We start from the raw sequence: 25,303 nt of genomic DNA, 5'->3' as shown, positions 1-25,303 counted from the left end.
CGGGTGACCGACATCCCGCGGCGGGCCGTGTCCCGCACCGCCAAACTCGCCGCCCTGCCGCTCGGATTCGCCGGTCGAACCGTCCTCGGCATGGGCAAGCGGGTCACCGGGCTCGCGTCCGACGTCATCTCCGCCGAGATCCAGCAACGCACGGCCGAGCAGTTGTTCAGCGTCCTCGGTCAGCTCAAGGGCGGGGCGATGAAGTTCGGCCAGGCCCTGTCCGTGTTCGAGGCGGCGCTGCCCGAGGAGGTCGCCGCGCCCTACCGGCAGGCGCTCACCAAGCTTCAGGAGGCCGCCCCGCCACTGCCCGCCGCGACCGTGCACAAGGTGCTCGCCGAGCAGCTCGGGCCGGACTGGCGGGACCGGTTCGTCTCCTTCGACGACACCCCGGCCGCCGCGGCCAGCATCGGGCAGGTGCACCGGGCGGTCTGGCGTGACCCGGGGTACGGTCCGGGCGGCGGCCCGCGGCACCGGGACGTGGCCGTGAAGATCCAGTACCCGGGCGCCGGTGACGCCCTGCTCGCCGACCTCAAGCAGCTCTCCCGGCTGGGCGGCATGTTCCGGGCCATCCAGCCGGGCCTGGACGTCAAGCCGCTCCTGGCCGAGCTGCGCGAGCGGATCACCGAGGAGCTGGACTACGAGTTGGAGGCCGAGTCGCAGCGGGCCTTCGCCGCCGCGTACGCCGACGACCCGGACATCTTCATCCCGGAGGTCCTCGACGCCGCGCCCCGGGTGTTGATCACCGAGTGGGTCGAGGGCATCCCGCTCTCCCAGATCATCCGGGAGGGCACCGAGGAGCAACGCGACCGGTCCGGGCAGCTGATGGCCGAGCTGCACCTGTCCGCGCCGGAGCGGGCCGGGCTGCTGCACGCCGATCCGCATCCGGGCAACTTCCGGCTGCTGCCGGACGGCCGGCTCGGTGTGATCGACTTCGGCGCGGTGGCCCGGCTGCCGGAGGGCACGCCCGAGCCGATCGGTCGGATCGCCGCGCTCGCGCTGCGCGGGGACGCCGACGGGGTGGTGGACGGCCTGCGTGGCGAGGGTTTCGTCAGCCAGTCCGAGCCGATCGACGCCCCGGCGGTGCTCGACTTCCTCCGCCCGATGCTGGAGCCGATCGCGGCGGACGAGTTCCGCTTCACCCGGGCGTGGCTGCGCGCCGAGGCGGCCCGACTGGCCAGCCCACGCTCCGCCGCCTACCAGCTCAGCCGCCAGCTCAACCTGCCACCGTCCTACCTGATGATCCACCGGGTGACGCTTGGTTCGATCGGGGTGCTCTGCCAGTTGGAGGCGAAGGCGTCCTACCGGGAGATCCTGGAACGCTGGCTGCCCGGCTTCGCCCCGGTGGCCTGAGGGCAGAGGCACGCCGAAGGGGCGGCGACCATCCGGTCGCCGCCCCTTCCTCAGGTGTCGATCTAGAGAACGCCCAGGTCGCGGGCCGACTGGCCGCGACTCCGCATGGCGACGGTACGGGCGGAACGGGTTGCCTCAGTGCTCGTGGTGGTGCGACCGGCCTGAGGCCGGGGCATTCGAGCCCGGGACAACGCTTCGTGGAGTAGTTGCATCTCGGTTCCATTCGGCAGGTGCAGCATCGTTTTTCTCTCTCATCTCGGCCGGTGGAGGGACACCGGCATCGGTCGGCTTCGGAACGTAGGTGTGTCAGGCTGCCAGCCGGACGGCGCTACGCGACTCGGACAGCCCACTGGCCGCCAGTCGCGCCTCCGCCTCGACCCGGAGCTGGGCGTCGCGGGCGACGTCCTCCTTACGCGGGCGGCCACGGGGCCGCTTGCGCGGGACGACCGCGCCACGCTCGAAGATCTCGCCGCCCCAGACGCCCCAGGGCTCGGCCCGCTCCACCGCGCCGGCCAGGCACTCGACGCGCAGCGGGCAGTCCCCGCAGAGCGACTTGGCCAGCTCAAGCTCGGCGGGCTGGTCGGAGAACCACAGGTCGGGGTCGAACTTCCGGCAGGGCAGGTTCGCCTCCACCTCGACGCTCACGTCGAGTGGGGCCAACGCCAGACTCATCCTCCGGTCACCTCTCTCTCACTTCGATCTCGTGGATCGCATTTCCGACTTCGGCACTACGGCGGTGCACAAAAAACTGAGGCCGCGGATCCCGGTGTGCGGGTTCCGCGGCCTCGAGGTGAGCCGGTGGTCTGATGGATCAGACCGGTCTACCTCGAGGTGGAACGCCGCGGACATCGGTGCGCTTCTTGACGCCGATGCCCATGCCCGTGAAGCCACTGGTCCCCTCGACTCCACGCGGCGGTGCAACGGTCAGATTCAGCTCGGCCTGAACCTGGGCCTGGTGCACCTGCGGAGCCGACGGTCGAGCGGCGAGGGCCACCCGGACAGCCGACAGCGGAGCGCAGGCAGCTGGCATCGCCGCCGGACGCTCGTAGAGGTAAATCTCCATTGGTGCCACCTCCCTGACCTTCCTCGTGCCGACCGTGGACTCATCCCCCGTGAGCAGCCAGAACAGCGCCGCTTCGAGGTGTGCCCTGAGGCTATTCCTCGCCCGCAGGGGAGGGCAAACGATTTACCGCTAGTTTTCAGAAGTTTTCTGTGGGCAGACGTCGTCCACCGTCGCGCCGGCCACCAGCGCCAGCACCGTATCGCCGTAAAGCCCCACTTTCCGGGGCCCGATCCCGGCGATCGCGACCAGTTCCTCGGTGCGCACCGGCTTCCGCTCCGCGAGCGCGGTGAGCGTGGCATCGGTGAAGACCACGTACGCCGGCACCCGCTGCGCGCCGGCTACCCGCTGCCGCCACTCCCGCAGCCGCTCGTACAGCTCCTCGTCCAGGTCCGACGGGCAGGTCGGGCAGCGGCCCAGTTTGCGGTCCGCGCCGGCGAGCAGCGTGGCGCCGCAGATCCGGCAGGACACCACCTGCGGTCGGCGCCGCTCGGCCCGCCGGGCCGGGCCCGCGCCGCCGGCCCGCTCACCGCCGCCGGAACGGTCCAGTTGCGGCAGGAAACGAGACGGCCGCCGGGCCCGACCGCCGGGCGAGCGGGCCGCCGCGTACGACAGCCACAGCCACTCCCGCGCCCGGGTGATCCCGACGTAGAGCAGCCGCCGTTCCTCCTCGACCTGCTCGGGCGTCTTCGCGTACGTGGTGGGCAGCGTGCCCTCGGCCAGCCCGACCAGGAACACCGCGTCCCACTCCAGGCCCTTGGCCGAGTGCAGCGACGCGAGCGTCACCCCCTCGACCGTGGGCACGTGCTGCTGGGCGGCCCGCCGGGCAAGCTCCTCGGTGAAGTCGGTGAGCGTCACCGGCCGCTCGATCGAGGCGGCCTCCCCGATCGGCACCACCGGCGGCGTCGCCGCGTACTCCTCGGCGAGCTGGACCAGCGCGGCGAGCGCCTCCCAGCGTTCACGTGCGGCGCCGCCGGCCGGCGGCGCGTCCGGTGCCCAGCCGACCGCGCCGAGCGCGTCCACCACGGCCGTCTTCAGCGGCGTCTCCCCGGGGACGGACCGCGTGGCGGCGCGCAACGCGATCATGGCCTGGCGCACCTCGGGTCGCTCGAAGAACCGCTCCGCGCCCTGCAACACGTAGGGCACCTCGGCCTCGGTCAACGCCTTCTCGTACGCCTCGGACTGCGCGTTGGTGCGGAACAGCACCGCGATCTCCCGCGCCGGGGTGCCGCCGGCCACGAGCGCCCGGCAGCGGGCGGCGACGGCGTTGGCCTCGGCCGGCTCGTCGGTGAAGATCCGCAGCTCCGGCTCCGGGCCGGGGCGACGCTGGCCGTGCAGCTCCAGCCGCAGCCGCGCCTCGGCGCCCCGGGCCGCCGAGATCACGGCATTGGCCAGGCCCACCACCTGCGGGGTGGAGCGGTAGTCGCGGACCAGCCGGACCACCGTCGCGCCGCGGTGGTGGCGCGGGAAGTCGACCAGGTACGACGAGGTCGCGCCGGTGAACGAGTAGATGGTCTGACTGGCGTCGCCGACCACGGTGAGGTCGTCCCGGCCGCCGAGCCACACCTCCAGCAGCCGCTGCTGGAGCGGGTTGACGTCCTGGTACTCGTCGACGACGAAGTGCCGGTACTGGTTGCGCACCTGCTCGGCCACGTCCGGGTGCTCCTCGATGCCCCAGACCGCGGCACGCAGCATGTCCTCGAAGTCGATCACCCCGTTGCCGCGCTTGAGCCGCTCGTACGCGCTGAACACCTCGGCCACCCGCGCCGGCTCGTACGGCGTCTCGCGCAGCGCCTTGGCCGCGGCCACCACGTACTCGCCGGGCTCGACCAGGGAGGACTTGGCCCACTCGATCTCGGCCGCGAGGTCCCGGGCGGCGGCCCGGTCGGCCCGCAGGCCCACCTTGGCGGCGGCCAGGGTGACCACCCGCACCTTGCTGTCCAGCAGCTCCGGCATGGCCCGCCCGGCCAGCAGCCGGGGGGCGAAGTAGCGGACCTGGCGCAGCGCCGCCGCGTGGAACGTGCGCGCCTGCACACCCTGCACCCCGAGCACGGTGAGGCGGCTTCGCATCTCGGCTGCGGCGCGGGCGGTGAACGTGACCGCCAACACGTGCCGGGCGGCGATGTCCCCGGTCAGCGCCCGGTACGCGATCCGCGAGGTCACCGCCCGGGTCTTGCCGGTGCCGGCGCCGGCCAGGATGCAGACCGGGCCGGCCGGGGCGGTCACCGCGGACCGCTGCTCCGGATCCAGCCCGGTCAGCACCCGTTCCGCCGTTGAGTGAGCCCCCACAGCAGGGAATCATCCCAGCCCCGCCGGATGTTGCAGAGGTTAGCCTGGCCTGAACGGGCCGGGCGTGAGCCATCCTTGGAGGACCTGACCATGTTGACGATGTATTCCACCCCGTGGTGCGGCTACTGCCACCGGCTGAAGTCGCAGCTCGACCGGGAGGGCATCGCGTACGAGGTGGTCGACATCGAGCAGGACACCGCGGCCGCGGAGTTCGTGATGGGTGTCAACGGCGGCAACCAGACCGTGCCGACGCTGCGCTTCGCCGACGGCAGCGCCCTGACCAACCCCTCGATCAACCAGGTCAAGCAGCACCTCGCCGCGCTTCCCGGCTGAGCTGACCGCACCCGACGAGCGGCCGTACCCTCCGGGGTGTGGCCGCTCGTCGTCGCTCAGCGTGCGCGGCGCCGCTCGGTGGTGGCGAGCATCTCGTCGTCGAGCGGCCGGCGGGGGCCCGGCACGCGGGCCGGGCCGGCGCCCGGCGGGGTGAGCCCACGGCCCCGCCAGAGGTACAGGCCGGCGGCCATGGTGATCACCCCCACCAGCGCGAACAGCAGCCGGTAGTCGAAGACGCCCACGAGCAGCGCACCGGCGCCGATGGAGGCCGCCTGCGGCCCGCTGACGAGCGCCCGCGACGCGGCGGTGACCCGGCCCAGCAGGCCCGGCGGCGTCCGCCGCTGGACGAGCGTGTGCAACCCCACCATGGTCAGCGGCAGCGAGACGCCGGCCAGCAGCAGCGCCACCACCCCGAGCCAGAGCCGGGGGTACGCCAGCGCCAGCGCGGCCGGGCCGAAGAACGTCACCCCGGCGGCCAGCGTGCCGAGTTCGCCCAGGCGGCGGACCACGGCGGCCGAGAACAGGCCACCGATCAGGCCACCGATCCCCTGCACCAGGACCAGCACGGCGACGAACGCGGCGTCGCGGCGCAGACCCTGATCGACGTACGCGAAGATCAGCGACTCGGTGAAGCCCATCACCAGCGAACCGAGCCCGTACCCGACGAGCGCCCGGCGCAGCGCCCGCTCGCGGGTCAGGTGGCGCAGCCCGGCGCCCAGCCCGGTCGGCCGGTGGCGGCCGGATCCCGGCGGCACGCCCTCGTCGACCCGGAGCAGCCCGACCACCGCCGCGGCGGTCAGGAAGCCGCCGATGGCCAGCGCCGCCAGCAGCCAGCCACCGACGGCGGCGTAGATGCCGGCCCCGGCGAGCGGTCCGATCAGCCGCAGCCCCTGCCGGACGGTCTGGAGCGCCCCGTTCGCGTCGCCCAGCAGATCGGGCGGGAGCAGTTGCCGGATCAGCCCGTTGAGCACGGCGGCCACGGTGATCGAGGACAGGCCGTAGAGGCCCGCGACCACGTAGATCACCCAGACGTCGTCCCGGTCCCGCACGGTGAACAGCGGGCCGAGCAGCACGGCGGCGGTCAGGTTGGCGGCGATGAAGAAGGGCCGGCGACGGTGGCGGTCGACCACCCAGCCCACCAGCGGGGCCAGCGCCATCGGCGCGATGACGGCGAAGACGGTCGCCCCGGCCATGCCGTCGGAGCCGGTCAGGTCCTTCACCCAGACGGCCGGCGCGAGCAGCAGGATGGACTCCGCCGCCATGCTCGCCACCATCGCGGCGAAGAGCAGGCGGAAGTCGGGGCGGCGCAGGACGGTGCGCATCGGTTCCCTCCGGCAGGGTGGCGCCCGCGGGCGCGTCGGGGGCGGGCGCTGGTGAAGGCGCTCTCCACAGTCCTCTTTTTGTCTCGTGACACGCCCTCGCCGGACCCGCCGACACCGGTCGCGCCGTCCATACTGGCCGTGGGGGGCGAATTCCATACAGTTACCGTCGCGTCTTGCGACGGTCGACGGGAAAGAGGACGCCGTGCCTCCTGCCTCACCAGGCCCGATTCTGCGCCGCCGCCGGCTCGGCAACGAGCTGCGTCGACTCCGCGAACACGCCGGTCTCACCGGTGACCAGGTCATCGACCGGATCGGTTGGGCCTCCGCGTCCAAGCTGTCGCGGTTGGAGAACGGCCGCAGCCGCCCCGATCCGGAGGACGTCGACGCGCTGCTGACGATCTACGGCGCCGACGACGAGCAGCGCGCCGAGCTGATCGGGATCACCCACGAGGCCGGCGACATGCGGGGGTGGATGCGCAAGTTCCCGGTGATGACCGAGCAGCAGCGCGCCTTCGCCGAGCTGGAGGCCGGTTGTGCGGAGATCTCCGAGTACAGCCCGGTGCTGGTGCCCGGGCTGTTGCAGACCCCCGGGTACGCCCGGCACCGGATCCTGTCCGCGGCGAAGGTGGCCGAGGAGGCCGGCGACCCGGATCCGGAGGACCCGGAGACCGAGGTGGGCGCCCGCCGATCCCGCCAGGCGCTGTTGGAGCACGTGACCCGCTACACGGCCGTGCTGGAGGAGACCGCGTTCGGCCGGCGGGCCGGGCCCCCGGAGGTGCTGCGTGAGCAGCTCGTCCACCTGTGCGAGCTGGCGCGGTTGCCGAACGTGGAGCTGCGGCTGCTGCTGCGGGACGCGCAGGTGGGCGACTGGTACCTTCCGCCGACCGCCTTCTCGGTCTATCGGTTCGCCGATCCCCTCGATCCGGAGACACTCGCCATCGAAAGTGGGTTCGGCGACGTCATGTCGACCGAGGTTAACACCCTAAATCGCTATAAAGTGGTGTTCGAGTGGCTATGCTCGTCGGCACTCTCCGCTTCGGACACCATCTCCTGGTTGATCGAAGCGACGGGACCGCTGACCGGCACGGCAGTCGAGTCCACCGTGGCGTCCGGGCCGGCAACGGCGCCGGCCCAGCGCCGCCCGGGCTCGGGGCGCCTCACGACGGAACGGTGATCCGCCACGGACACCGTCCGGCCCGGCGTCACTCGTTCCCATCGGAGCACCTCACCAGGAGCAGGAACACCATGAACGAAATCCGCAACAGCACGACCTCCGGGCAGCTCGCCCGCGCCGCCTGGCGCAAGAGCACCCGCAGCCAGACCTCGAACTGCGTGGAGGTCGCCCCGCTCGGCACCGGCGCGGCGACCATGGCGCTGCGCGACAGCAAGGACCCGGGCGGACCGATCCTGCTGTTCGACCGGGCCGGCTGGCTCGGCTTCCTCGCCGGGACGAAGAACGGCCAGTTCGACCTGGACTGATCCGGCGAGTGTTCCGGGGCCGTCGGCGTGACGCCGGCGGCCCCTCGCCCGTCCACCCCCGACAACCGTCCTGACCTGGCCTCCCCCGAACGGTCGAGCCCACACGTTTCACTTGCTGGGACGGCGTGCGGGCGTACGATGACGCCTGGAGTGACGTGGAAGTTCCACCGCGCATCCGTCCACTTCCGGGGGACACCATGCGGTTCCTGATCGTCCGCACCGAGATCCGAAGCGCCGCCGACGCCGACATCGCCGCCGCCTGGGCCGGCGGGGTCCGCCTGCGGGACGAGACAAGCGCGCCGGAGCCCCGCCGCCAGGTCGTCCACGCCGAGGACCGGGACGCGGCCCTCCTGCTCGCCCGGGCGCTGTCCGCCGTCGGGGCGGTACGCGCCGGCCGGCACCGGGTGAAGGTGCTGCCCATCGAGGATCCCGCCCCCGGCCAGCCGTACCGCTGGGACGGCGGATGACCGGCCGCTGACTCCGTCGTGGCCGGACCGGCTCCCCCGCCGTGCTCCACGCCCCACCCGGCCACGACGGCCCGTGATCCCGGCCCGGGACCGCCGCGGCAACGACGGTCCGGGCCGGGACCGCCTCCTCCTTGGTCGACTCCAGTTCGACGAAGTGGCGCGATCACCGAGCCTTCGATGCCGCCGCTTCCCCGACCTGGCGGTCCCCGCCCGTCGGCGTCCTCCCGGCAGCGCTTAGCGGAGGCCGTCCTCGCCCCGCACCTCGCGTCGGCGGCTGTCTCACATGGCCGCTGCGAGTTGCCAGATGCCCGTGGACGCCCCCGACCTCGCTCAACTCGCCACGAGCAAACGTGCCTCCAGCGCCCCCACACACCCATACCGTTCCACTCGCCGGCCGGGCGGGGCGTGAGTGGAACGGAATGGGTGTCTCCGGTGTGCGGGACCCTCCAAGTCGACGGATGGGTGGCGGCCGACCGGGTCGGGGCACGACGGCACCATGCGCGTGAGGCCGCACGGCAGCCGGGCAGACGTGCGGCGTGCGGTGGGTGAGAAGGTCAGCAGTGGCCGTCGAGCCAGCGGTGCACCAGGAACAGGGCGATCGACGACGGCGGCGGCAGGAGCAGGCGGTCCCCACCGTCCAGAGTCACCGGCTCACCGGCCAGGGCGGCGCCGATCTCCCGCCGGCTGAACCAGCGCGCGTGCGCGATCTCGGTCGGGTCGACCTCGATCGGCGCGTCGGCGTCGGCCCGGGCCAGGAAACCGAGCATCAACGAGCCGGGGAACGGCCATGCCTGGCTCGACACGTACCCGATCTCCTCGACCGCGACGCCGACCTCCTCACGGACCTCGCGCAGCACGGCGGCCTCGGCCGACTCGCCCGGCTCGACGTATCCGGCCAGGCAGGAGTAACGGCGCACGCCGGGGTTGCTCGGCCAGGCCGCGTTGTTACCGAGCAGGCAGCGGCCCTCCGGACCGTCCACCCCGTCGTGCACCAGCACGATCATGGCCGGGTCGGTACGCGGCCAGGTGCGGTGGCCGGCCGGGTCGGTCCGGGACCAGCCGGCCTCGTCGACCTGGGTCGGCTGGCCGCTGGACGGCGAGTAGCCGTGCCGCAGGTGCCAGTTGAGCAGCGCCAACGCGGTGGTGAACAGGCCCGCGTCCCGATCGGTCATCAGGTGGCCGACCTCCCGCAGGTGGGCCCGGCGGGTGTCCGGCAGCACCGGCAGCGGCCCGTCCACCGCAAAGACCGGCACCCCGTCCGGTTCGACGCCGAGGAACATCGGCACCGAGCGGGGCACCTCGGGCAGTTCGCCGGCGCCGACCAGGACCAGCTCCGGCGGGGCGGCCTCGCCGCGGACCAGGGCACGGCCCTGGTCCGCGGAGTCCAACACCAGCACCCGGGCCTGCTCCCACGCCTCGGCCAGCCACCCCGGGTCGGTACGCCGATGGGCGGCCCGGTCCAGCGTGGACCGGGCCAGCGGCGGAGCCGGCTCCCCGGTCACGCTCACGCGGAGCCACCTTCCGTTCGCGACTGCGGGGCTCGCAAACCCGGCTCACTCCTCGCGCTCACGCGGAGCCACCTTCCGTTCGCGACTGCGGGGCTCGCAAACCCGGCTCACTCCTCGCGCTCACGCGGAGCCACCTTCCGTTCGCGACTGCGGGGCTCGCAAACCCGGCTCACTCCTCACGCTCACGCGGAGCCACCTTCCGTACGCACCGGGGTGAGCGCCGCCAGCGAGTCGGCCACCCGCGCCGCGTCGCCGAGCACCACGGTGACCGCCCGCGCCGGGGCCAGGTAGCGGGCGGCCACCTCGGCGACGTCGTCCACGGTTGCCGCGGCCAGCCGGGCGGCGTGCTCGGTGAGGAAGTCCAGCCGCAGCCCGTTACCGGCGTACGCGCTGGTCAGCGACGCGAGACCGGCCTGGGTGGACATGCCGAGCTGGAGCGTGCCGAGCGCGTAGCGGCGGGCCTGTTCCAGCTCCTCCGGCTTCACCGGAACGGTGGCCAGCCGGCCCAGCTCGTAGGTGGTCTCCAGCAGCGCCGGCGCGGTCACCTCGGTGGCCACCTCGGCGCCGGCCACAAGCACCGAACCGGCCACCGAGTGCTCGACGAGCGAGTGCGGCCCGTACGTGTAGCCCTTGTCCTCGCGGATGTTCTCCACCCAGCGCGAGGAGAAGTAGCCGCCGAAGATCAGGTTCGCCAGTTGCAACGCGGCGTGGTCGGGGTGGGTGCGGGGCACCGCGGGCAGCGCGAGACGCAGCGAGGACTGCACCGCGCCGGGCCGGTCGACGAGCAGCAGCGGCCCCGGCTCCAGCGGTGGCGCGGGCGGCAGCTCGGCGGTGTGACCGTCGCCCCGCCAGCCGCCGAGCGCCGCCTCGGCCGTGTCGAGCGCCTGCTCCGGCCGGACGTCGCCGACGAGCACCAGCACCGCGCCGGCCGGGTGCACCCGCTCGGCGTGCAGCCGGCGTAACGCGGCCGGTCGGACCGCCCGTACCTGGTCGGGCTCGGGGGTCTGCACCGCGTACGGGTGGCGGCCGTAGACCCGTTTGAGCAGCGCGGTCCGGGCCAGGTGGGAGGGCTGGCTCTGGGCGACCTGGATCCGGTCGACCAGGCGGTCCCGCTCGGTCGCCACCCAGTCGCCCGGGTAGCTGGCGCCGGTGAGCACCTCGGCGAGCAGTTCCAGCATCCGGTCCAGCCCGGTGACCAGGCCCGCGCCGGAGAGCATCAGCCGGTCCGGGTCGAGGCCGGCGGAGAGCCCGCCGCCGACCTTCTGCAGCTCGGCGGCGATCTCGGTGGCGGTGTGCGCCTCGGTGCCGGCCAGCATGGTCTGCGCCAGCATCGCGCCCCGGGCCAGGTGGGTCCGGCCGAACGGCATCCAGAGCCGCAGTTCGACAAGGGGTACGGCGGGGCGGCGTACCGCGATCACGGTGAGGCCGTTGCCGAGCGTGCGCTCGGCCTGCTTCGGCACGGTCAGCCGCTTGTTCGGGCCGAGCGCCGGCAGCGGTCGGACGGTGGTGGCGGTCACTGAGCCACCTCCGTTCGCGACTGCGGGGCTCGCAAACCCGGCTCACTCCTCGCGCTCACTTGGCACCTCCGGCCACGACCTCGACGGATGCGCGGCGCTCGGGCCGCAGGGTGGCGGCGGCGGCGCGGACCTGTTCCTCGGTCACGGCGCCGACCAGCCGGGGCAGGTCGTTCAGTAGTTCCGGCTCGCCGCGCTGCTGTTCCAGCACGGCCATCCGCAGTGCCCGGCCCAGCACCGCGTCGGTGTCCCGCAGCAGGTGGGTGGCCATCCGGGCCTGGGTACGCGCCAGCTCGCCCTCGGTCAGCCCGCCGGTGGCTAGTCGGTCCAGCTCCTCGTCGACGGTGCGCAGCACCTTGTCCACGTCGCCGCCGGGCGGCAGGTGGGCCTGGAGCAGCAGCGCGGTGGGGTCGCGTACGTCGAACGGGTCGCCCATGAAGCCGAGGTAGCCGCCCAGGCTGGTGACCGTGCGGTCGCGCTGCACCAGCCGCTCGACCAGCCGGGAGGCGTCGCCGTCGGTGAGCACCTCGGCCAGCACCACGTAGGGCAGGTAGCCGGTGAAGTCGGTGACCGGGTCGGGCACCCGCCAGGCGCTCGCCACGGCCGGGAGCGGGGCCAGCGCGTCGGTGTACGTGCTGCGCCGCTCGGTGGTCAGGTCGGGTTCGGTGAAGTCGGGCCGCTCCGGGGCGGGGCGGGCCGGCACGTCGCCGAAGTGCCGTTCGACGAGCGTGGTCGTCTCGGCCACGTCGATGTCGCCGCTGATCGCGAGCACCGCGTTGCCGCTGGCGTAGTAGCGGCGGAAGAAGTCGGCGGCGTCGGCCACCGTCGCCGACTCCAGGTCGTCGAAGGAGCCGTAGCCGTCGTGCGCGTTGGGGAAGGTGTCGAACATCACCGGCGGCAGCGTCAGCCAGGGGAACCCGCCGTACGGCCGGTTGAGCACGTTGACCCGGATCTCCTCCTTGACCACGTCGACCTGGTTGCGGAGGTTCTCCTCGGTCAGTCGGGGGCCGCGCATCCGGTCGGCTTCGAGGAAGAGCGCCCGTTCCAGGGCGTTGCTCGGCAGCGTCTCGAAGTAGTCGGTGTAGTCGAGGTGGGTGGAGCCGTTGAAGGTGCCGCCGGCGCCCTGGACGTGCCGGAAGTGGGCGAGCTTCTCCAGGTTCTCCGAGCCCTGGAACATCAGGTGCTCGAAGAGGTGGGCGAAGCCGGTGCGGCCCTGCGGCTCGGAGCGGATGCCGACGTCGTAGACCACCGCCACCCCGATCACCGGGGCGCTGCGGTCCGGGGTGAGCACCACCCGGAGGCCGTTGTCGAGGTCGAACCGCTCGACCGGGTATTTCGTGGCTGGGATCTTCACTCTCCGCGTCGGCACGCGATCGACACTAGCGCCTCCGTACCCGCCGCACCGGCGGTGTGCCCCGGCCGAACGGCGGACAGATCCGGGACAGGTCTTGACGACGACCACCTTCTGCCCCACTCTTCCTATCAACTAAATAGGAATACTGCGGATTGGACGATAGATGAGACGGCTTCCCCTGCGCCGCCTGGTCACCCTGACCACCCTCGCCGCGGTCGGTGCGGCCACGCTCGGCACCACCGCCGCCTGCGGCGACGACAACGACGGCGCCGGTGACTCCGGCCCGGTGACGCTGCGCCTGGGCTACTTCCCGAACATCACCCACGCGCCGGCCGTGGTCGGCGTGGAGAAGGGGATCTTCAAGGAGAAGCTGGGCGGCGACGTCACGCTGGAGACGAAGACGTTCAACGCCGGCCCGGCCGCCATCGAGGCGGTCTTCTCCGGCGCGCTGGACGCCACGTACATCGGTCCGAACCCGACCGTGAACGCCTTCTCCAAGTCGAAGGGCGAGGCGGTCCGGGTGGTCTCCGGCGCCGCGTCCGGCGGCGTCGCGCTCGTGGTCAAGCCCGCCATCACCGCGGTGGAGCAGCTCCGCGGCAAGAAGATCGCCACTCCGCAGCTCGGCAACACCCAGGACGTCGCGCTGCGCTACTGGCTCAAGGAGAAGGGCCTGGCGACCACCAAGGAAGGCGGCGGCGACGTCAAGGTCGTCCCGCAGGAGAACGCGCAGACGGTCGAGACGTTCGGCAGCGGCGCCATCGACGGCGCCTGGGTGCCGGAGCCGTTCGTCTCCCGGCTGGTGAACGCCGGTGGCAAGGTGCTCGTCGACGAGCGCGACCTCTGGCCGGACAAGAAGTTCGTCATCACCAACCTGCTGGTCAGCACCAAGTTCCTCAAGGCGCACCCGGACGTGGTGAAGAAGCTGGTCGAGGGGCAGGTCGCGGCGAACGAGTTCGTCAACACCAAGCCGGACGAGGCGCAGCAGGCCATCTCCGAGCACATCGGCAAGATCACCGGTAAGCCGCTCGACCTCAAGCTGATCCAGCAGGCCTGGCCGACGTTGGAGTTCACCAACGACCCGATCTCGTCCTCGCTGAAGACCGGCCTGGACCACGCCGTCGCGGTCGGGCTGACCCAGCCGGTCGACCTGACCGGCCTCTACGACCTGACGTTCCTCAACGAGGTGCTGAAGGCCGAGGGCAAGCCCGAGGTCACCCAGCCGTGACGTCGACCACGACGACCCCGCGCAGCGCGACCGGCTCGGTCGCGCTCCGCGGCGTGACAAAGGTGTACGGCCAGGGCGAGCAGGCGGTCCTGGCCCTCGACGGAGTGTCGCTCGATGTCGCCCCGGGCGAGTTCGTCTGCCTGGTCGGCGCGTCCGGCTGCGGCAAGAGCACGCTGCTCAACCTGGTCGCCGGCCTGGACCGGGTCAGCGGCGGCGCGATCGAGCTGGGCGAGGGCGTCAACCCGGGCCTGATGTTCCAGGAGCCGGCGCTGTTCCCGTGGTCGACCGTCGAGGGCAACGTCGAGGTGCCGCTCAAGCTGCGCGGGCTCCCCCGCGACCAGCGCCGGGCGCGGGTGGCCGAGCTGCTGCGCACGGTCCACCTGTCCGAGTTCGGCCGCAAGCGCCCGCACCAGCTCTCCGGCGGCATGCGGCAGCGGGTCGCGCTGGCCCGCACGCTCGCCCTGGACACCCCGGTGCTGCTGATGGACGAGCCGTTCGGCGCGCTCGACGCGATGACGCGGGACATCCTGCACGACGAGCTGGAGCGGATCTGGAGCGAGCGCAAGCTCACCGTCCTGTTCGTCACGCACAACGTGCGCGAGGCGGCCCGGCTCGCCGACCGGATCGTGCTGCTCTCCAGCCGGCCCGGCCGGATCATCTACGCCACCCGGGTCGACGTGCCACGACCCCGGCGGATCGACTCGCCGGAGGTGTCGGCCATCGCCGCCGAGGTCACCGACCGGCTGCGCAAGGAGGTGGGCCGGCATGGCCAGTGACACCCTCGCCGGGTCGGCGCGTACCGACGCGGAGATCTCCGGCCTCGACGCGCTGGAGATCGCCGGCCGGGAGAAGGGCCCGTCCCGGGTACGCCGCCTCTGGTCGGCCACCTGGCCCAAGTTCGCCGCGCTGGCGTTGGCGGTCGCGCTCTGGCAGGCGGTCGTCTGGAGCGGCTGGAAGGAGCCGTGGGCGCTGCCCGGCCCGGCGGTGGTCTTCGCCGACCTCGGCCACTACCTGGCCAGCTCCGCGCTCTGGGAAGGGCTGGCCACCACCGCCCGCCGTGCCGTGGTCGGGTTCTCCGCCGCGGTCGCGGTGGGCCTGCTGCTCGGCCTCGGGGTGGCCCGGGTCAAGGTGCTCCGGGCCGCGCTCGGCTCGATGATCACCGCGTTGCAGACCATGCCGTCGATCGCCTGGTTCCCGCTGGCCATCCTGCTGTTCCAGCTCAGCGAGCAGGCGATCTTCTTCGTGGTGGTGCTGGGCGCCGCGCCGTCGGTCGCCAACGGCGTCATCCACGGTGTGGACTACGTGCCGCCGCTGCTGGTCCGGGCCGGCCGCAACCTCGGCGCCCGCGGGCTCAACCTCTACCGGTACGTGATCGCGCCGGCCGCGCTGCCCGCCATCGTGGCCGGGCTCAAGCAGGGCTGGGCGTTCGCTTGGCGCAGCCTGATGGCCGGCGAGCTGCTTGTGGTCATCGCCACCCGCACCTCGATCGGCGCGCAGCTCACCTACGCCCGCGAGCTGAGCGAGGCGCCCCGGCTGATGGCCATCATGATCGTCATCCTGGTGGTCGGCCTGCTCGTGGACACCGCGTTCGGCGCGGCCGACAAGGCGATCCGCCGCCGTTGGGGCGTGCTGGACCAGGCCGGCAACTGACGTCGCGTCCCTCCACGCGCGGCGGCACCCTGAACCGGCAGGTCAGCCGGACGCCGGGCGGGGCCCGGTGCCGGGGCCCCGCCCGGCCGCTCGCGCCCCCTCGGTGCGTGCGGACGACTTATTGTCCGGGGTTGAAGCTGCGGGCCGCACCCCGGTCCTGCGGACCGGCCGCGGCCGGATGCCAGGGCCCGAACGCGGCCACCACGGCGAGCGCCAGGCCGGCGCCCGCGACCGCGAGCACCAGCAGCACTTCCCGGGTCCCACCCGGGCCGGCATCGCCCGCCATGGTCACCCCTCCCGCGTCCGGCCGGTCCCCCCGACCGGCCCCCGGCGACCAGCATGGTCGCCGGAGCGCCGCCGGAGTGTCGGACAGCCGACTGAAAGTCCGCTGATCCCCGACTCAGCGAGGTGACCCGGGACGGCCGGTCAGCGCCGGCGCGGGCGCGGGCGGCGACGCGGGCGGGTCCCGGGGGCAGGATGCGCGGCGACCGGCGGCGCGATGGTCACCGGCGTCCCGGAAGGCTCCCGCGCCCCGGTCAGCCGACCCAGCTCCGCGTCACCGGGGCGTACCCGGGTGGTCTTCGGATTGATCCCCGCGGTGGTCATCAGCCGGGCCACGTCGCGGCGCTGCTCCGGCAGGACCAGGGTGACCACGGTGCCCGACTCCCCGGCCCGCGCGGTCCGGCCGCCCCGGTGCAGGTAGTCCTTCGCCTCCGTGGGCGGGTCCGCGTTCACCACCAGGTCGAGCCCGTCCACGTGGATGCCCCGGGCCGCCACGTCGGTGGCCACCAGCGCGGTGACCTGGCCGGTGCGGAACTGCTCCAGGATCCGGGTGCGCTGCGGCTGCGACTTGCCACCGTGCAGCGCGGCGGCGCGTACGCCCTTGGCGAGCAACTGGCGGGCCACCCGGTCGGCGCGGTGCTTGGTGGCGATGAAGACGATGGTGCGGCCCTCACGGGCGGCGATGTTCGCGAGCGCGGCCGGCTTGTCCTCCGGCTCCAGGTGCAGCACGTGATGGGTCATCGCGGTGACCGTGGCGGTGCCCGGATCGACGGAGTGCGTGACCGGGTCGGCCAGGAACCGGCGGACCAGCCGGTCCACGCCCCGGTCCAGGGTGGCCGAGAAGAGCATCCGCTGCCCGCCCGGCGCGACCTGCTCCAGCAGCTTCGTCACCTGCGGCAGGAAGCCCATGTCGGCCATCTGGTCCGCCTCGTCCAGCACGGTGATGGCCACCTGGTCCAGCCGGGCGGAACCCCGGTCGATCAGGTCGTGCAGCCGCCCCGGCGTGGCCACCAGCACCTCGGCGCCGGCCCGCAGCGCGTCCGCCTGGCGGCTCAGCGACAGGCCGCCGACCACCGTGGCGCAGCGCAGCCCGAGCGCCCCGGCGTACGGGACGAGCGCGGCGGTCACCTGCGCGGCCAGTTCCCGGGTGGGCACCAGCACCAGGGCGAGCGGGCGACCGGGACGGGCCCGGCGACCGGCCGTACGGTGCAGCAGCGGCAACCCGAACGCGAGCGTCTTGCCCGAGCCGGTCCGCCCGCGGCCGAGCACGTCCCGGCCGGCGAGCGAGTCGGGCAGGGTGGCCGACTGGATCGGGAACGGCGCGGTGATGCCCTGGGCGACCAGCTCGGAGACGAGCGCCGGGGCCAGGCCGGTGTCGGCGAAGGTGGGCAGGGTCGTGGTCATGCGGAAAGCCTTCCTCGAGGCGGCACGTGTCGAGGAAGGGCGCCGACAAGCGGCGCGTCACCGGCATGGCCGGTGATCACAAGCACGAACCGAAAAGGGTACGGGCCGACCCGCCTCGGCGCGCCACGTCCCGGTTACGGGAGGGCGGCGCGGCGGGTCGGCCCGTGCACCACGCCCGGCGGGGCGCGGTGGTGGTGCCGGTTGATCCGAAAGATCAGAGCGGGCGGATGTTCTCCGCCTGCGGGCCCTTCTGGCCCTGGGTCACCTCGAACTCGACCCGCTGGTTCTCGTCCAGGCTCCGGTAGCCGGAGGTCTGGATCGCCGAGAAGTGGGCGAAGACGTCAGCGCCGCCGTCGTCCGGGGTGATGAAGCCGAAGCCCTTGTCAGCGTTGAACCACTTCACGGTGCCAATTGCCATGTGTTTCGTCTCCTTGACGGAACGGTCGGCCCGCACGTCTTGCGGGCCGGAGGGAGCACACCACGCGTTGGCCGCGTGCCATGCCTGTCGCTGCTGGTCGCCCCGCCCGGAGAACTCCGGACACAACAAAGAGCGCCTGGGGCCACAATCCGCCAGGCGCACACAGAGTCTCTGGAAACCAAAACTGCAACCCGGATAACCTACCACGGATCTCGCCGCCGGGGGAGGTCACGCCGAAATTTCCGGCACGGCACTCACCAGCGCGGTCAACCCCGTCACGTCGAGCAGGTCGGCCGGACGCACCGTCGCCCCGTCCCGCACGTAGTGGAACGCCGCGCCGACCCGCTCCACCGGCACGCCGGCCAACTCCGCCCAGGCCAGCCGATAGACCGCCAACTGCACCGCCGCCGCGTCCGCCTCGCGGCCGGTGGGTCGCCGACCGGTCTTCCAGTCGACCACGTCGTAACGCCCGCCGGGGCGGGCGAAGACCGCGTCCATCCGACCCCGGACCACCACACCGGCGATCACCGTGGCGAACGGCACCTCCACCTCCACCGGCACCCGGTCCGCCCACTCGCTGGCCAGGAACCGCTCCTGCAACGCGGCAAGCGCCTCGTCCGGGGCGGCGCCGTCGTCGGCCGCGCCGGGCAACTCGTCCACATCCAGCAGCCGGTCCGCGCCGAAACGCTGCTCCAGCCAGGCGTGGAACGCGGTGCCCCGCCGGGCGTACGGGCTGGGTTCGCTCGGCATCGGCCGGCGCAGCGTACGGGCCAGCGCCTCCGGGTCACGACGCAACGCCACCAGTTGGGTCACCGAGAGCTGGCCCGGCAGTTCCACCTCGACCGCCTCGGCCCGCCGGGCCAGCTCCGCCCGCTCGGCAAGGAGCAGATCGGCCTCCCGCCGCCACCGGGCCACCTCCGGATCCCCCTGCGCCACATCGGCCGGACCGGCGGCGGCCAGCAGGGCCGCTTCGCGGCGCGCCGCGTCCGGGTCGGCGAGATGACGGCGGACCAGCGCCGCCGCCTCGGTGAGCGCCGGCCGGCGACCGCCCAGCGGGTCGGCTGGCCACTCGGCGCGCAGCACCGTCTCGGTGGTCGGGTTCACCGCGTCCCCGGCCGGCTCCGGCGCCCAGGCGTCGATCACGTGCCCGTCCGCGCCGGTCAGGCCGGCGTCGTGCACCTCACGCAGGAACACCGACGGCCCGCGGAACCGCTTCGTCCCCTCCCCCCACCAGTAGCCGGAGCAGAGCAGCAACCGCCGGGGCCGGGTCACCGCCACGTACGCCAGCCGGCGTTCCTCCCGCTCGTCGTGCGCCCGCCAGGCGTCGGTGAACTCGGCCAGTGCCCGGGCCACCCCACGCTGGTCCGCCGCCTCCGGCAGGGCCAGCTCGGGCAGCCCGTCGGCGTCGCCGCGCAGCGGGAACGGCAGCACCCCGAGCCCACCCAGCCAGTGGTCCGAGTTGCGGACCGGCCCCGGCCACACGCCCCGGGTCAACCCGGCCACCGCCACCACGTCCCACTCCAGGCCCTTGGCGGCGTGCGCGGTGAGCACCTGCACGGCGCCCGCCACCACCTCGACCTCGCCCGGCGCCAGCCCACGTTCCTCGTCCTCGGCGGCGGCCAGGTAGGCGAGGAAACCGGCGAGCGTGGCGCCGGGTGTCTCGCCGCTGAACCGCGCCGCGACGTCGCCGAGCGCGTCCAGGTGGGCGCGGGCCAGCCCGGCGTCACCGGCGCCGTCCCGCCCGGCCCGGACCGCCACCTCCACGTCCAACCCGATGGTCCGCTCGATGTCCGCGATCAACTCCGGCAGGGACTGGTCCAGCCGGTAGCGCAGCAGCGCCAACTCCATCCCGTACGACCGCAGCCGGGCGAACCCCTCCGCCGAGTACGCCTGCGCCGGCCCCAGGTCGGCCAACGCCTCGACCAGGGTCGCCTCGTCCAGCACGTCCACGACGATCTCCGGCCCGTCGTCCCCGACCAGCTCCCGGCGGCTGCGGGCGATGGCCCGGGCCCGACGGTGCAGGGCGACCAGGTCACGTGGGCCGATCCGCCAGCGCGCGCCGGTGAGCAGCCGCAGCAGCGCCGCCCCGTCGGTCGGGTCGGCGAGCACCCGCAGCGTGCACACCACGTCCCGTACCTCCGGGGTGTCCAGCAGACCGCCGAGCCCGACCACGTCGACCGGCAGCCCCCGGGCCCGCAGCGCCGCCTCGATCGCCGGGATCTGGCTGCGCAGCCGCACCAGCACCGCCGTGGTCGGGCGACGGTCGGCCGGGATGTGCTCGGGCAGCGCGCCCGGCGTCCCGGCCGCGCCCCGCCAGGACGCCAGCACGCTGTCCGCGATCCAGTCGGCCTCGTCGGCGTACGTCGGCAGCAGCGCGCAGTGCACGGTGCCGGCGGCCCGCCCACCCGGCGTGCGGTGCGGGATCGGATCGCGGACGCTGAGCGCGGCGTGCAGCTCGGGCACCCGGGCGCCGGCCGCCCGCAGCGGCACCGAGAGCGCGTTGGCGACGTCGAGGATCTCCGGCCGGTTGCGCCAGCTCGTGGTGAGGCCCAGCACGTCGGCGGGGGTGCCGTCGACGCGGGCGAACTCGCCGGGAAACCGGTCGAGCGTGCCGGCGCTGGCCCCGCGCCAGCCGTAGATGGACTGGCAGGGGTCACCCACGGCGGTGACCGGGTGACCGCCGCCGAACAGCGCGTTGAGCAGCACCACCTGGGCGTGGCTGGTGTCCTGGTACTCGTCGAGCAGCACCACCCGGAACCGGTCCCGCTCGATCACGCCGACGGCCGGGTGGTCGCGGGCCACCCGGGCCGCGCGGGCGAGCTGGTCGGCGAAGTCCATCGCCTCGAAGTCGTCCTTACGCCGGGCGTACGCCCGCACCAGCGGCAGCAGCTTCAGCCGGGTCCGCTGGAGCTGGAGCGCCTTGCGCACGTCGGCGTAGACCCGGCCGGGACGCGACTGGACCTCAGCGAAGAAGCGGCCCGTCCAGCCGGCCAACTCGTCCGGGTCGACCAGGTGCTCGTCCAGCTCGCCGGCAAGGGCGAGCACCGCGTCGGTGATGGTGGACGGCATCCGGTCCACCTCGGACATGTCCCCGTCGTAGTTGCGGACCAGCAGGTCGACGAGCTGCCAGCGGGACGCCTCGGTGAGCAGCCGGGTCGTCGGCTCGTAGCCGGCGCGCAACCCGTGCTCGGTGACGATCCGCCCCGCGTACGAGTGGTAGGTGGACACCGTCGGCTCGCCCGCGAACGGGTCCTCGCGCGGATCCCGGCGCGGCCGGCCCAGCCGGCGGACGAGCTGGTCGAGGCGCGTCCGGACCCGGTGCGCCAACTCGCCGGCGGCCTTGCGGGTGAAGGTGAGCCCGAGGATGTGCTCGGGGCGCACGTACGCGTTGGCGACCAGCCAGACGACCCGGGCGGCCATCGTCTCGGTCTTGCCGGAGCCGGCGCCGGCGACCACGAGCAGCGGCTCCACCGGCGCCGCGATGATCGCCGCCTGCTCCCGGGTTGGCGCCGGCAGCCGGAGCAGCCGGGCCAGCTCGACGGGCGTGTAGCGGGGGCCCGCGTCGGCGGCCCGGGGCGTGGGCGTGCCGGTGGCGCCGAACAGCGCCGGCTGTGTCGTCATGCTCCGGTCCTCGTTCGACTCCGCGCGCTCACGGCCGGCTCTCCGGTGGCGGCTCGACGACCTGCCGGCCCTGGCCGGAGACCGGGCAGCTCGTGCGTACCGGGCAGACCCGGCACTTGGAGTTGGCGACCGCGGCGAACGTGGACGCGGCCATCGTGTCGGCGGTCCGGCGGACCAGCGCGGTGGCCCAGCCGGCCTCCGGGCCCTCGCCGGCCGCGGCCTGGGCCTGCTCCCGGGCGTCCCGCGCGCCGGTGCCGAGCTGCACCAGCGCGGCGCCGCCGGACTCCGCGCCGAACTCCGCGAACCCGCCCGCCTCGACCGCCGCCTGGTACGCGCCGAGCTGCGGATGCTCGGCCACCTCCCGCTCGGTGACGGCCGTGGACTTGCCGGTCTTCAGGTCGATCACCACGAGCCGGCCCTCGTCGTCGACCTCCAGCCGGTCGACCCGGCCGGTCAGTTCGACCGGGCGAGACGGGTCGTCGAGGCGGACCGCGAACTCGTGCTCGATGGCGAGCAGCCGGCGCGGGTTGCCGGCCAGCCAACGCAGCAGCTTGTCGACCATCGCCTCGGCACGCTGCCGCTCCGGGCCGACCATCCAGCGGGCGGCCAGCTCGATCGCGTCGAACCGGGCGGCCACGTACTCCAGCAGCGCCTCCCGGTCCGCGCTCGCGTCCTCGGCGAGCATCGCGGCGGCGTGCACCAGGTTGCCGACGCCCTGGGCGGCGCTTGCCGGCCCGCTGCCGCCGTGCCGCTCCAGCAGCCAGCGCAGGCTGCACCGCAACGCGCTCTCCATCGCCGAGGGGGTGACCCGCACCGGCTCGCCGTCGTCGACGAGCGGCCGGTCGTCGGAGAGGCCGCGCAACCCCCACCAGTCGTCCGGGTGCGCGCCGGGCACGCCGGCGGCGGCCAGCCGGGCCAGCTCACCCGCCGCCGCGTGCCGCCGGATGATCGGCGTCGCCGGGTCGGTGATCGCGGTACGCAGCTCCGCCACCAGCGCGGACAGGGTGAGCCCGCGCGGCGGCAGCGTCACCGGGAGCGCACCCGGCGGCCCGTCCTGCGGATGCTCGTCACCGTGCGGCACCGGCCCGTCCCGGTCCGCGCCGCTCGGATTCGGGCCGGTCTGGTTCACGCCGTGCGGGCCTGAGCCATGCGGGTCCGGACCGCGCGGGTTCGAGCCGCGCGGATTCGGGCCGCTCGGGTCCGGGCCGCTCGGGTCCGGGCCGCTCGGGTCCGGGCCGCTCGGGTCCGGGCCGCTCGGGTCCGGGCCGCTCGGGTCCGGGCCGTGCGGGGCGGCGCCACCGCTGCCGGTGGCCGGCGGGTCGGTCGCGGCCAACTCGTGCAGGAAGCGGCTGGGCTGCTCCTCGTGGTCGTCGCCGCCGACCGCCGCGGAGGCGACGGCGGTGACCAGCAGGCGGCGCCGCGCCCGGCTGACCGCGACGTGGAACAGCCGCCGCTCCTCGTCCAGCAGCGCCGACGTCTGCCCGACCAGGCTGGCCCGCAGCCCGGCGCCGTCGGCCCGGCCGGCGAGCACGTCGACCAGCCGCTCCGAGCCGAGCAGGCTGCCGCGCAGTCGCAGGTCCGGCCAGACGCCCTCCTGCACCCCGGCGACGGCCACCAGGTCCCACTCCAGGCCCTTCGCCGCGTGCGCGGTGAGCAGGCGTACCGCGTCTCCCCGGTCGGCGGCGGCGGCGAGCGTGTCGGCCGGCAACTCCTGGCCGAGCACGTGGTCGAGGAAGACCTCGGTGCGTGCCCCCGGCAGCCGGTCGACGAACCGGGCCGCCGCGTCGAAGAGCACCAGCACGGCGTCCAGATCCCGGTCGGCGGCCTCGGCCCGCCAGCGTTGGGCCGTCTCGTGCTCGCCGGTGGCCGCCCGCCCCCGGGTGATCGCCCCGGCCCAGCGCTCGGCCAGCCCACTCTCCCGCCACACCGCCCAGAGGACGTCCTCGACGGTGGCGTCGGGCGTGCCGGCGGCCTGCCGGGCGGTCGCCAGCAGGTGCGCCACGGCCTGCGCCGGCTCCGCCCACCGCCGCTCGATGGTGGCCAGCTCAGTCGGATCGCGCAGCGCCTCCACAAGCAACTCACCGGAGGGGCGACGGTCCCCGCCGGCCAGCGCGAGCGCCCGCAACCCCTGGCGCAGCCGCCGCTCGGCCAGCGGGTCGGCGCCGCCGAGCGGCGAGTGCAGCAGCGCGACCGCCGACTCCTCGTCCAGCCGGTCGGGTTCGAGCGCGCAGCGGAGCAGGAGCAGCAGCGGGGCCACCGCCGGCTGGAGGTGCAGCGGCAGGTCCTCCCCGTGCACCACGGTGGGCACGCCGGCGGTGTGCAGGGCACGTCGCAGCGACGGGAGCTGCCGCCCGGTGGAACGCACCAGCACCGCCATCCGGGACCAGGGCACCCCGTCGAGCAGGTGGGCCTCCCGCAGGGCGTGGGCCAGCCACGCGGACTCGCTGGTGGCGGAGCGGAAGGTGCGCACCTCGACCGCGCCGGCCGGCGCGTCCGGGAGCGGGCGCAGCCGCCGGTGGGCCGCCGGGCCCCGGAGCCGGCGGGCCAGCCGGGCGGTCGCCGCCAGCAACTCCGGCCCGGCCCGGTAGGAGGTCGCCAACGTGACCTGGGCGGCCGGCGCGCCGGAGGCGGTCCGGAACCGGTGCGGGAACGCGCCGACCGCAGCCGGGTCGGCGCCCCGGAAGGCGTACGTGGAGGAGTCCGGGTCGGCGAAGGCGACCAGGGACTTGCCACCGCCGGCCACCACGGCGAGCAGGTCCACCTGGGCCGGGTCCGTGTCGGCAAGCTCGTCGACGTAGACGTGGGTCAGGCGGCGGCGCTCGGCGGCGAGCAACCCGGGATCGTCGAGCAGCATGCCGGTGGCGACCCGCACCAGCTCCGCCGGGTCGTACGCGACCGAACCCCGGTTGCTCACGTCACGCAGCGCGAGGACGGCGACGTACTCGCGGAGGAAGCGGGCCGCGGCCGGCCAGTCGGCGCGGCCCAGCTTCTCGCCGAGGCGGGCCAGCTCGACCGGGCCGACGCCCCGCTCGGCGGCCCGCATCAACAGGTCACGGAGCTGCTGCGCGAACGCCCGGGTACGCAGCGCGGGGCGCATGTCCGCCGGCCAGCCGACCGGATCGTCGTCCGGCTCCTCGCCGACCACGTCGAGCAACTCGCGGATGATGAGGTCCTGCTCCGGGCCGGTGAGCAGCCGCGGTGAGGGCTCACCCCGTTCCGCCGCGGCCCGGCGGAGCAGCCCGAAGGCGTACGCCGGGAACGTGCGGACCAGCGGCTCGCGGAGCACACGGTGGCCGTCTCCGGCGATCCGGGCCTCGATCCGCCGACGCAACTCGGTGGCGCCCCGCCGCCCGAAGGTCAGCACCAGGACCCGTTCCGGGTCGACGCCCTCGGCCACCCGGGCGGCGACCGCCTCGACCAGGGTGGCGGTCTTTCCGGTGCCGGGCCCACCCACGACGAGCATCGGCCCGTCGGTGTGCGCGATGACCTCGGCCTGCACCAGATCCGCCCGACGCCCTTCGGCCACGCTCGACCCGGCCACGGATGGCCCGGCAACGGATGGCCCGGCAACGCTCGGCCCGGCAACGCTCGGCCCGGCAACGCTCGGCTCGGCCACGGTCGGTGGGTGCGCGGCATCGACCGTCGACCCCCCGGATCGCGGCTCCGACACGACCGGTCCGTCGGACCGGCCCACCCCCTGCCCCGCCCCGGCGTCGTGGGTGACCCCCGCCCCCGCGCCGCCGGGCCGGCGCACCAACCGGTACGCCTGCATCACCGACATCCCACCACGCCGGTACGACACCCGGAAACCGACGCCGCCCACCCGCCGCAGCGCACCCGGTCAGCAGGAACGGCCGCCACCGGGACGACCCGCCCGGCCGGCGGCGGCGCACGCCGCGTCCCGAGCACCGGTCGGCGCGGAGGGCTCGTGGTCTCTCGCCCTGCGGGCCCCTCTCCCGAGCCGCCATCCGGAAGCGCCCCGCGCAGTGCGACGCGGAGACACCCACGGCGTTCCACTCGCCCGGCC

General features: G+C 74.1%; 20 protein-coding genes. 8 read left to right on the top strand and 12 right to left on the bottom strand.

Annotated features, from left to right (window positions below; genetic code table 11):
• The first annotated feature begins 3 nt into the window (after positions 1–3).
• The gene (locus tag O7602_RS03525) at positions 4–1,350 is read left to right on the top strand and encodes an AarF/ABC1/UbiB kinase family protein (RefSeq protein ID WP_281586797.1); all 1,347 of its coding nucleotides are present in this window, start codon (positions 4–6) and stop codon (positions 1,348–1,350) included.
• A 306-nt stretch (positions 1,351–1,656) separates the two neighbouring features.
• On the opposite strand, the gene O7602_RS03520 is transcribed toward O7602_RS03525, so the two are convergent.
• The 3 genes from O7602_RS03520 to O7602_RS03510 form a co-directional block, all read right to left on the bottom strand.
• Entirely contained in the window at positions 1,657–2,022 is a 366-nt protein-coding gene (locus O7602_RS03520; RefSeq protein WP_281586796.1) for a WhiB family transcriptional regulator, read from the bottom strand.
• Between the two features lie 139 nt (positions 2,023–2,161).
• Positions 2,162–2,413: a hypothetical protein gene (locus O7602_RS03515; protein ID WP_281586795.1), complete on the bottom strand. Its 252-nt coding sequence runs from the start codon at positions 2,411–2,413 to the stop codon at positions 2,162–2,164.
• A 129-nt stretch (positions 2,414–2,542) separates the two neighbouring features.
• Positions 2,543–4,699, bottom strand: coding sequence for an ATP-dependent DNA helicase UvrD2 (locus O7602_RS03510; protein ID WP_281586794.1), 2,157 nt, complete (start codon positions 4,697–4,699; stop codon positions 2,543–2,545).
• Positions 4,700–4,789: 90 nt separating this feature from the next.
• Between O7602_RS03510 and O7602_RS03505 the strand changes: the two genes are divergently transcribed.
• Entirely contained in the window at positions 4,790–5,032 is a 243-nt protein-coding gene (locus O7602_RS03505; RefSeq protein WP_091068606.1) for a mycoredoxin, read from the top strand.
• Positions 5,033–5,088: 56 nt separating this feature from the next.
• Here the strand turns inward: O7602_RS03505 and O7602_RS03500 are convergent, their stop codons facing one another.
• Complete coding sequence (locus O7602_RS03500; protein WP_281586793.1) at positions 5,089–6,354, bottom strand: MFS transporter; 1,266 nt, start codon at positions 6,352–6,354, stop codon at positions 5,089–5,091.
• A gap of 202 nt (positions 6,355–6,556) precedes the next feature.
• Between O7602_RS03500 and O7602_RS03495 the strand changes: the two genes are divergently transcribed.
• From O7602_RS03495 to O7602_RS03485, 3 genes are all read left to right on the top strand, one after another.
• A complete protein-coding gene (locus tag O7602_RS03495; protein WP_281586792.1) occupies positions 6,557–7,528 on the top strand; it encodes a helix-turn-helix transcriptional regulator in 972 nt (323 codons plus the stop codon).
• A gap of 71 nt (positions 7,529–7,599) precedes the next feature.
• Positions 7,600–7,833 carry a DUF397 domain-containing protein gene (locus tag O7602_RS03490; protein WP_281586791.1) on the top strand — a complete coding sequence of 78 codons (234 nt, stop codon included), beginning with the start codon at positions 7,600–7,602 and terminating at the stop codon, positions 7,831–7,833.
• A 197-nt stretch (positions 7,834–8,030) separates the two neighbouring features.
• A complete protein-coding gene (locus O7602_RS03485; protein ID WP_281586790.1) occupies positions 8,031–8,300 on the top strand; it encodes a hypothetical protein in 270 nt (89 codons plus the stop codon).
• 554 nt (positions 8,301–8,854) lie between these two features.
• On the opposite strand, the gene nudC is transcribed toward O7602_RS03485, so the two are convergent.
• The 3 genes from nudC to O7602_RS03470 all read right to left on the bottom strand — a co-directional run bounded on the left by nudC (position 8,855) and on the right by O7602_RS03470 (position 12,691).
• Positions 8,855–9,802 carry an NAD(+) diphosphatase gene (nudC, locus tag O7602_RS03480; RefSeq protein ID WP_281590096.1) on the bottom strand — a complete coding sequence of 316 codons (948 nt, stop codon included), beginning with the start codon at positions 9,800–9,802 and terminating at the stop codon, positions 8,855–8,857.
• Positions 9,803–9,990: 188 nt separating this feature from the next.
• On the bottom strand, positions 9,991–11,325 hold the full coding sequence (locus O7602_RS03475) for a pitrilysin family protein (RefSeq protein WP_281586789.1): 1,335 nt from the start codon (positions 11,323–11,325) through the stop codon (positions 9,991–9,993).
• Between the two features lie 55 nt (positions 11,326–11,380).
• Positions 11,381–12,691, bottom strand: coding sequence for a pitrilysin family protein (locus O7602_RS03470; RefSeq protein ID WP_281586788.1), 1,311 nt, complete (start codon positions 12,689–12,691; stop codon positions 11,381–11,383).
• Positions 12,692–12,839: 148 nt separating this feature from the next.
• Between O7602_RS03470 and O7602_RS03465 the strand changes: the two genes are divergently transcribed.
• From O7602_RS03465 to O7602_RS03455, 3 genes are read left to right on the top strand one after another with little or no spacing between them, the layout of a single operon-like run.
• Complete coding sequence (locus O7602_RS03465) at positions 12,840–13,901, top strand: ABC transporter substrate-binding protein (RefSeq protein ID WP_281586787.1); 1,062 nt, start codon at positions 12,840–12,842, stop codon at positions 13,899–13,901.
• Positions 13,898–14,677 carry an ABC transporter ATP-binding protein gene (locus O7602_RS03460; protein ID WP_281586786.1) on the top strand — a complete coding sequence of 260 codons (780 nt, stop codon included), beginning with the start codon at positions 13,898–13,900 and terminating at the stop codon, positions 14,675–14,677. Before O7602_RS03465 ends, O7602_RS03460 begins: the two co-directional genes overlap by 4 nt.
• Entirely contained in the window at positions 14,667–15,551 is an 885-nt protein-coding gene (locus O7602_RS03455; RefSeq protein WP_281586785.1) for an ABC transporter permease, read from the top strand. The genes O7602_RS03460 and O7602_RS03455 overlap by 11 nt, the downstream gene beginning before the upstream one ends.
• 118 nt (positions 15,552–15,669) lie before the next feature.
• Here O7602_RS03455 and O7602_RS03450 read toward each other — a convergent pair whose 3' ends face one another.
• From O7602_RS03450 to O7602_RS03430, 5 genes are all read right to left on the bottom strand, one after another.
• Complete coding sequence (locus O7602_RS03450) at positions 15,670–15,837, bottom strand: hypothetical protein (RefSeq protein WP_281586784.1); 168 nt, start codon at positions 15,835–15,837, stop codon at positions 15,670–15,672.
• Between the two features lie 140 nt (positions 15,838–15,977).
• Positions 15,978–17,237, bottom strand: a complete 1,260-nt coding sequence (locus O7602_RS03445; RefSeq protein ID WP_281586783.1) for a DEAD/DEAH box helicase — start codon at positions 17,235–17,237, stop codon at positions 15,978–15,980.
• 214 nt (positions 17,238–17,451) lie between these two features.
• Positions 17,452–17,655, bottom strand: coding sequence for a cold-shock protein (locus O7602_RS03440; protein ID WP_013288421.1), 204 nt, complete (start codon positions 17,653–17,655; stop codon positions 17,452–17,454).
• Between the two features lie 228 nt (positions 17,656–17,883).
• Entirely contained in the window at positions 17,884–21,276 is a 3,393-nt protein-coding gene (locus tag O7602_RS03435; RefSeq protein ID WP_281586782.1) for a UvrD-helicase domain-containing protein, read from the bottom strand.
• Between the two features lie 28 nt (positions 21,277–21,304).
• Positions 21,305–25,048, bottom strand: a complete 3,744-nt coding sequence (locus O7602_RS03430; protein ID WP_281590094.1) for a PD-(D/E)XK nuclease family protein — start codon at positions 25,046–25,048, stop codon at positions 21,305–21,307.
• Positions 25,049–25,303: the final 255 nt, after the last annotated feature.

This window comes from Micromonospora sp. WMMD1128, assembly GCF_027497235.1.
GTDB lineage: Bacteria > Actinomycetota > Actinomycetes > Mycobacteriales > Micromonosporaceae > Micromonospora.
The sequence above is the reverse complement of the archived record's forward strand: the minus strand, read 5'-3'. Positions and strand labels throughout refer to the sequence as shown.

Excerpts from the sequence above, each read along its gene's own strand:
- O7602_RS03520 (WP_281586796.1), bottom strand. The coding sequence starts at position 2,022 with ATGAGTCTGGCGTTGGCCCCACTCGACGTGAGCGTCGAGGTGGAGGCG.
- O7602_RS03515 (WP_281586795.1), bottom strand. The coding sequence starts at position 2,413 with ATGGAGATTTACCTCTACGAGCGTCCGGCGGCGATGCCAGCTGCCTGC.
- O7602_RS03505 (WP_091068606.1), top strand. The coding sequence starts at position 4,790 with ATGTTGACGATGTATTCCACCCCGTGGTGCGGCTACTGCCACCGGCTG.
- O7602_RS03500 (WP_281586793.1), bottom strand. The coding sequence starts at position 6,354 with ATGCGCACCGTCCTGCGCCGCCCCGACTTCCGCCTGCTCTTCGCCGCG.
- O7602_RS03490 (WP_281586791.1), top strand. The coding sequence starts at position 7,600 with ATGAACGAAATCCGCAACAGCACGACCTCCGGGCAGCTCGCCCGCGCC.
- O7602_RS03485 (WP_281586790.1), top strand. The coding sequence starts at position 8,031 with ATGCGGTTCCTGATCGTCCGCACCGAGATCCGAAGCGCCGCCGACGCC.
- O7602_RS03465 (WP_281586787.1), top strand. The coding sequence starts at position 12,840 with ATGAGACGGCTTCCCCTGCGCCGCCTGGTCACCCTGACCACCCTCGCC.
- O7602_RS03455 (WP_281586785.1), top strand. The coding sequence starts at position 14,667 with ATGGCCAGTGACACCCTCGCCGGGTCGGCGCGTACCGACGCGGAGATC.
- O7602_RS03450 (WP_281586784.1), bottom strand. The coding sequence starts at position 15,837 with ATGGCGGGCGATGCCGGCCCGGGTGGGACCCGGGAAGTGCTGCTGGTG.
- O7602_RS03445 (WP_281586783.1), bottom strand. The coding sequence starts at position 17,237 with ATGACCACGACCCTGCCCACCTTCGCCGACACCGGCCTGGCCCCGGCG.
- O7602_RS03440 (WP_013288421.1), bottom strand. The coding sequence starts at position 17,655 with ATGGCAATTGGCACCGTGAAGTGGTTCAACGCTGACAAGGGCTTCGGC.
- O7602_RS03435 (WP_281586782.1), bottom strand. The coding sequence starts at position 21,276 with ATGACGACACAGCCGGCGCTGTTCGGCGCCACCGGCACGCCCACGCCC.
- O7602_RS03430 (WP_281590094.1), bottom strand. The coding sequence starts at position 25,048 with ATGCAGGCGTACCGGTTGGTGCGCCGGCCCGGCGGCGCGGGGGCGGGG.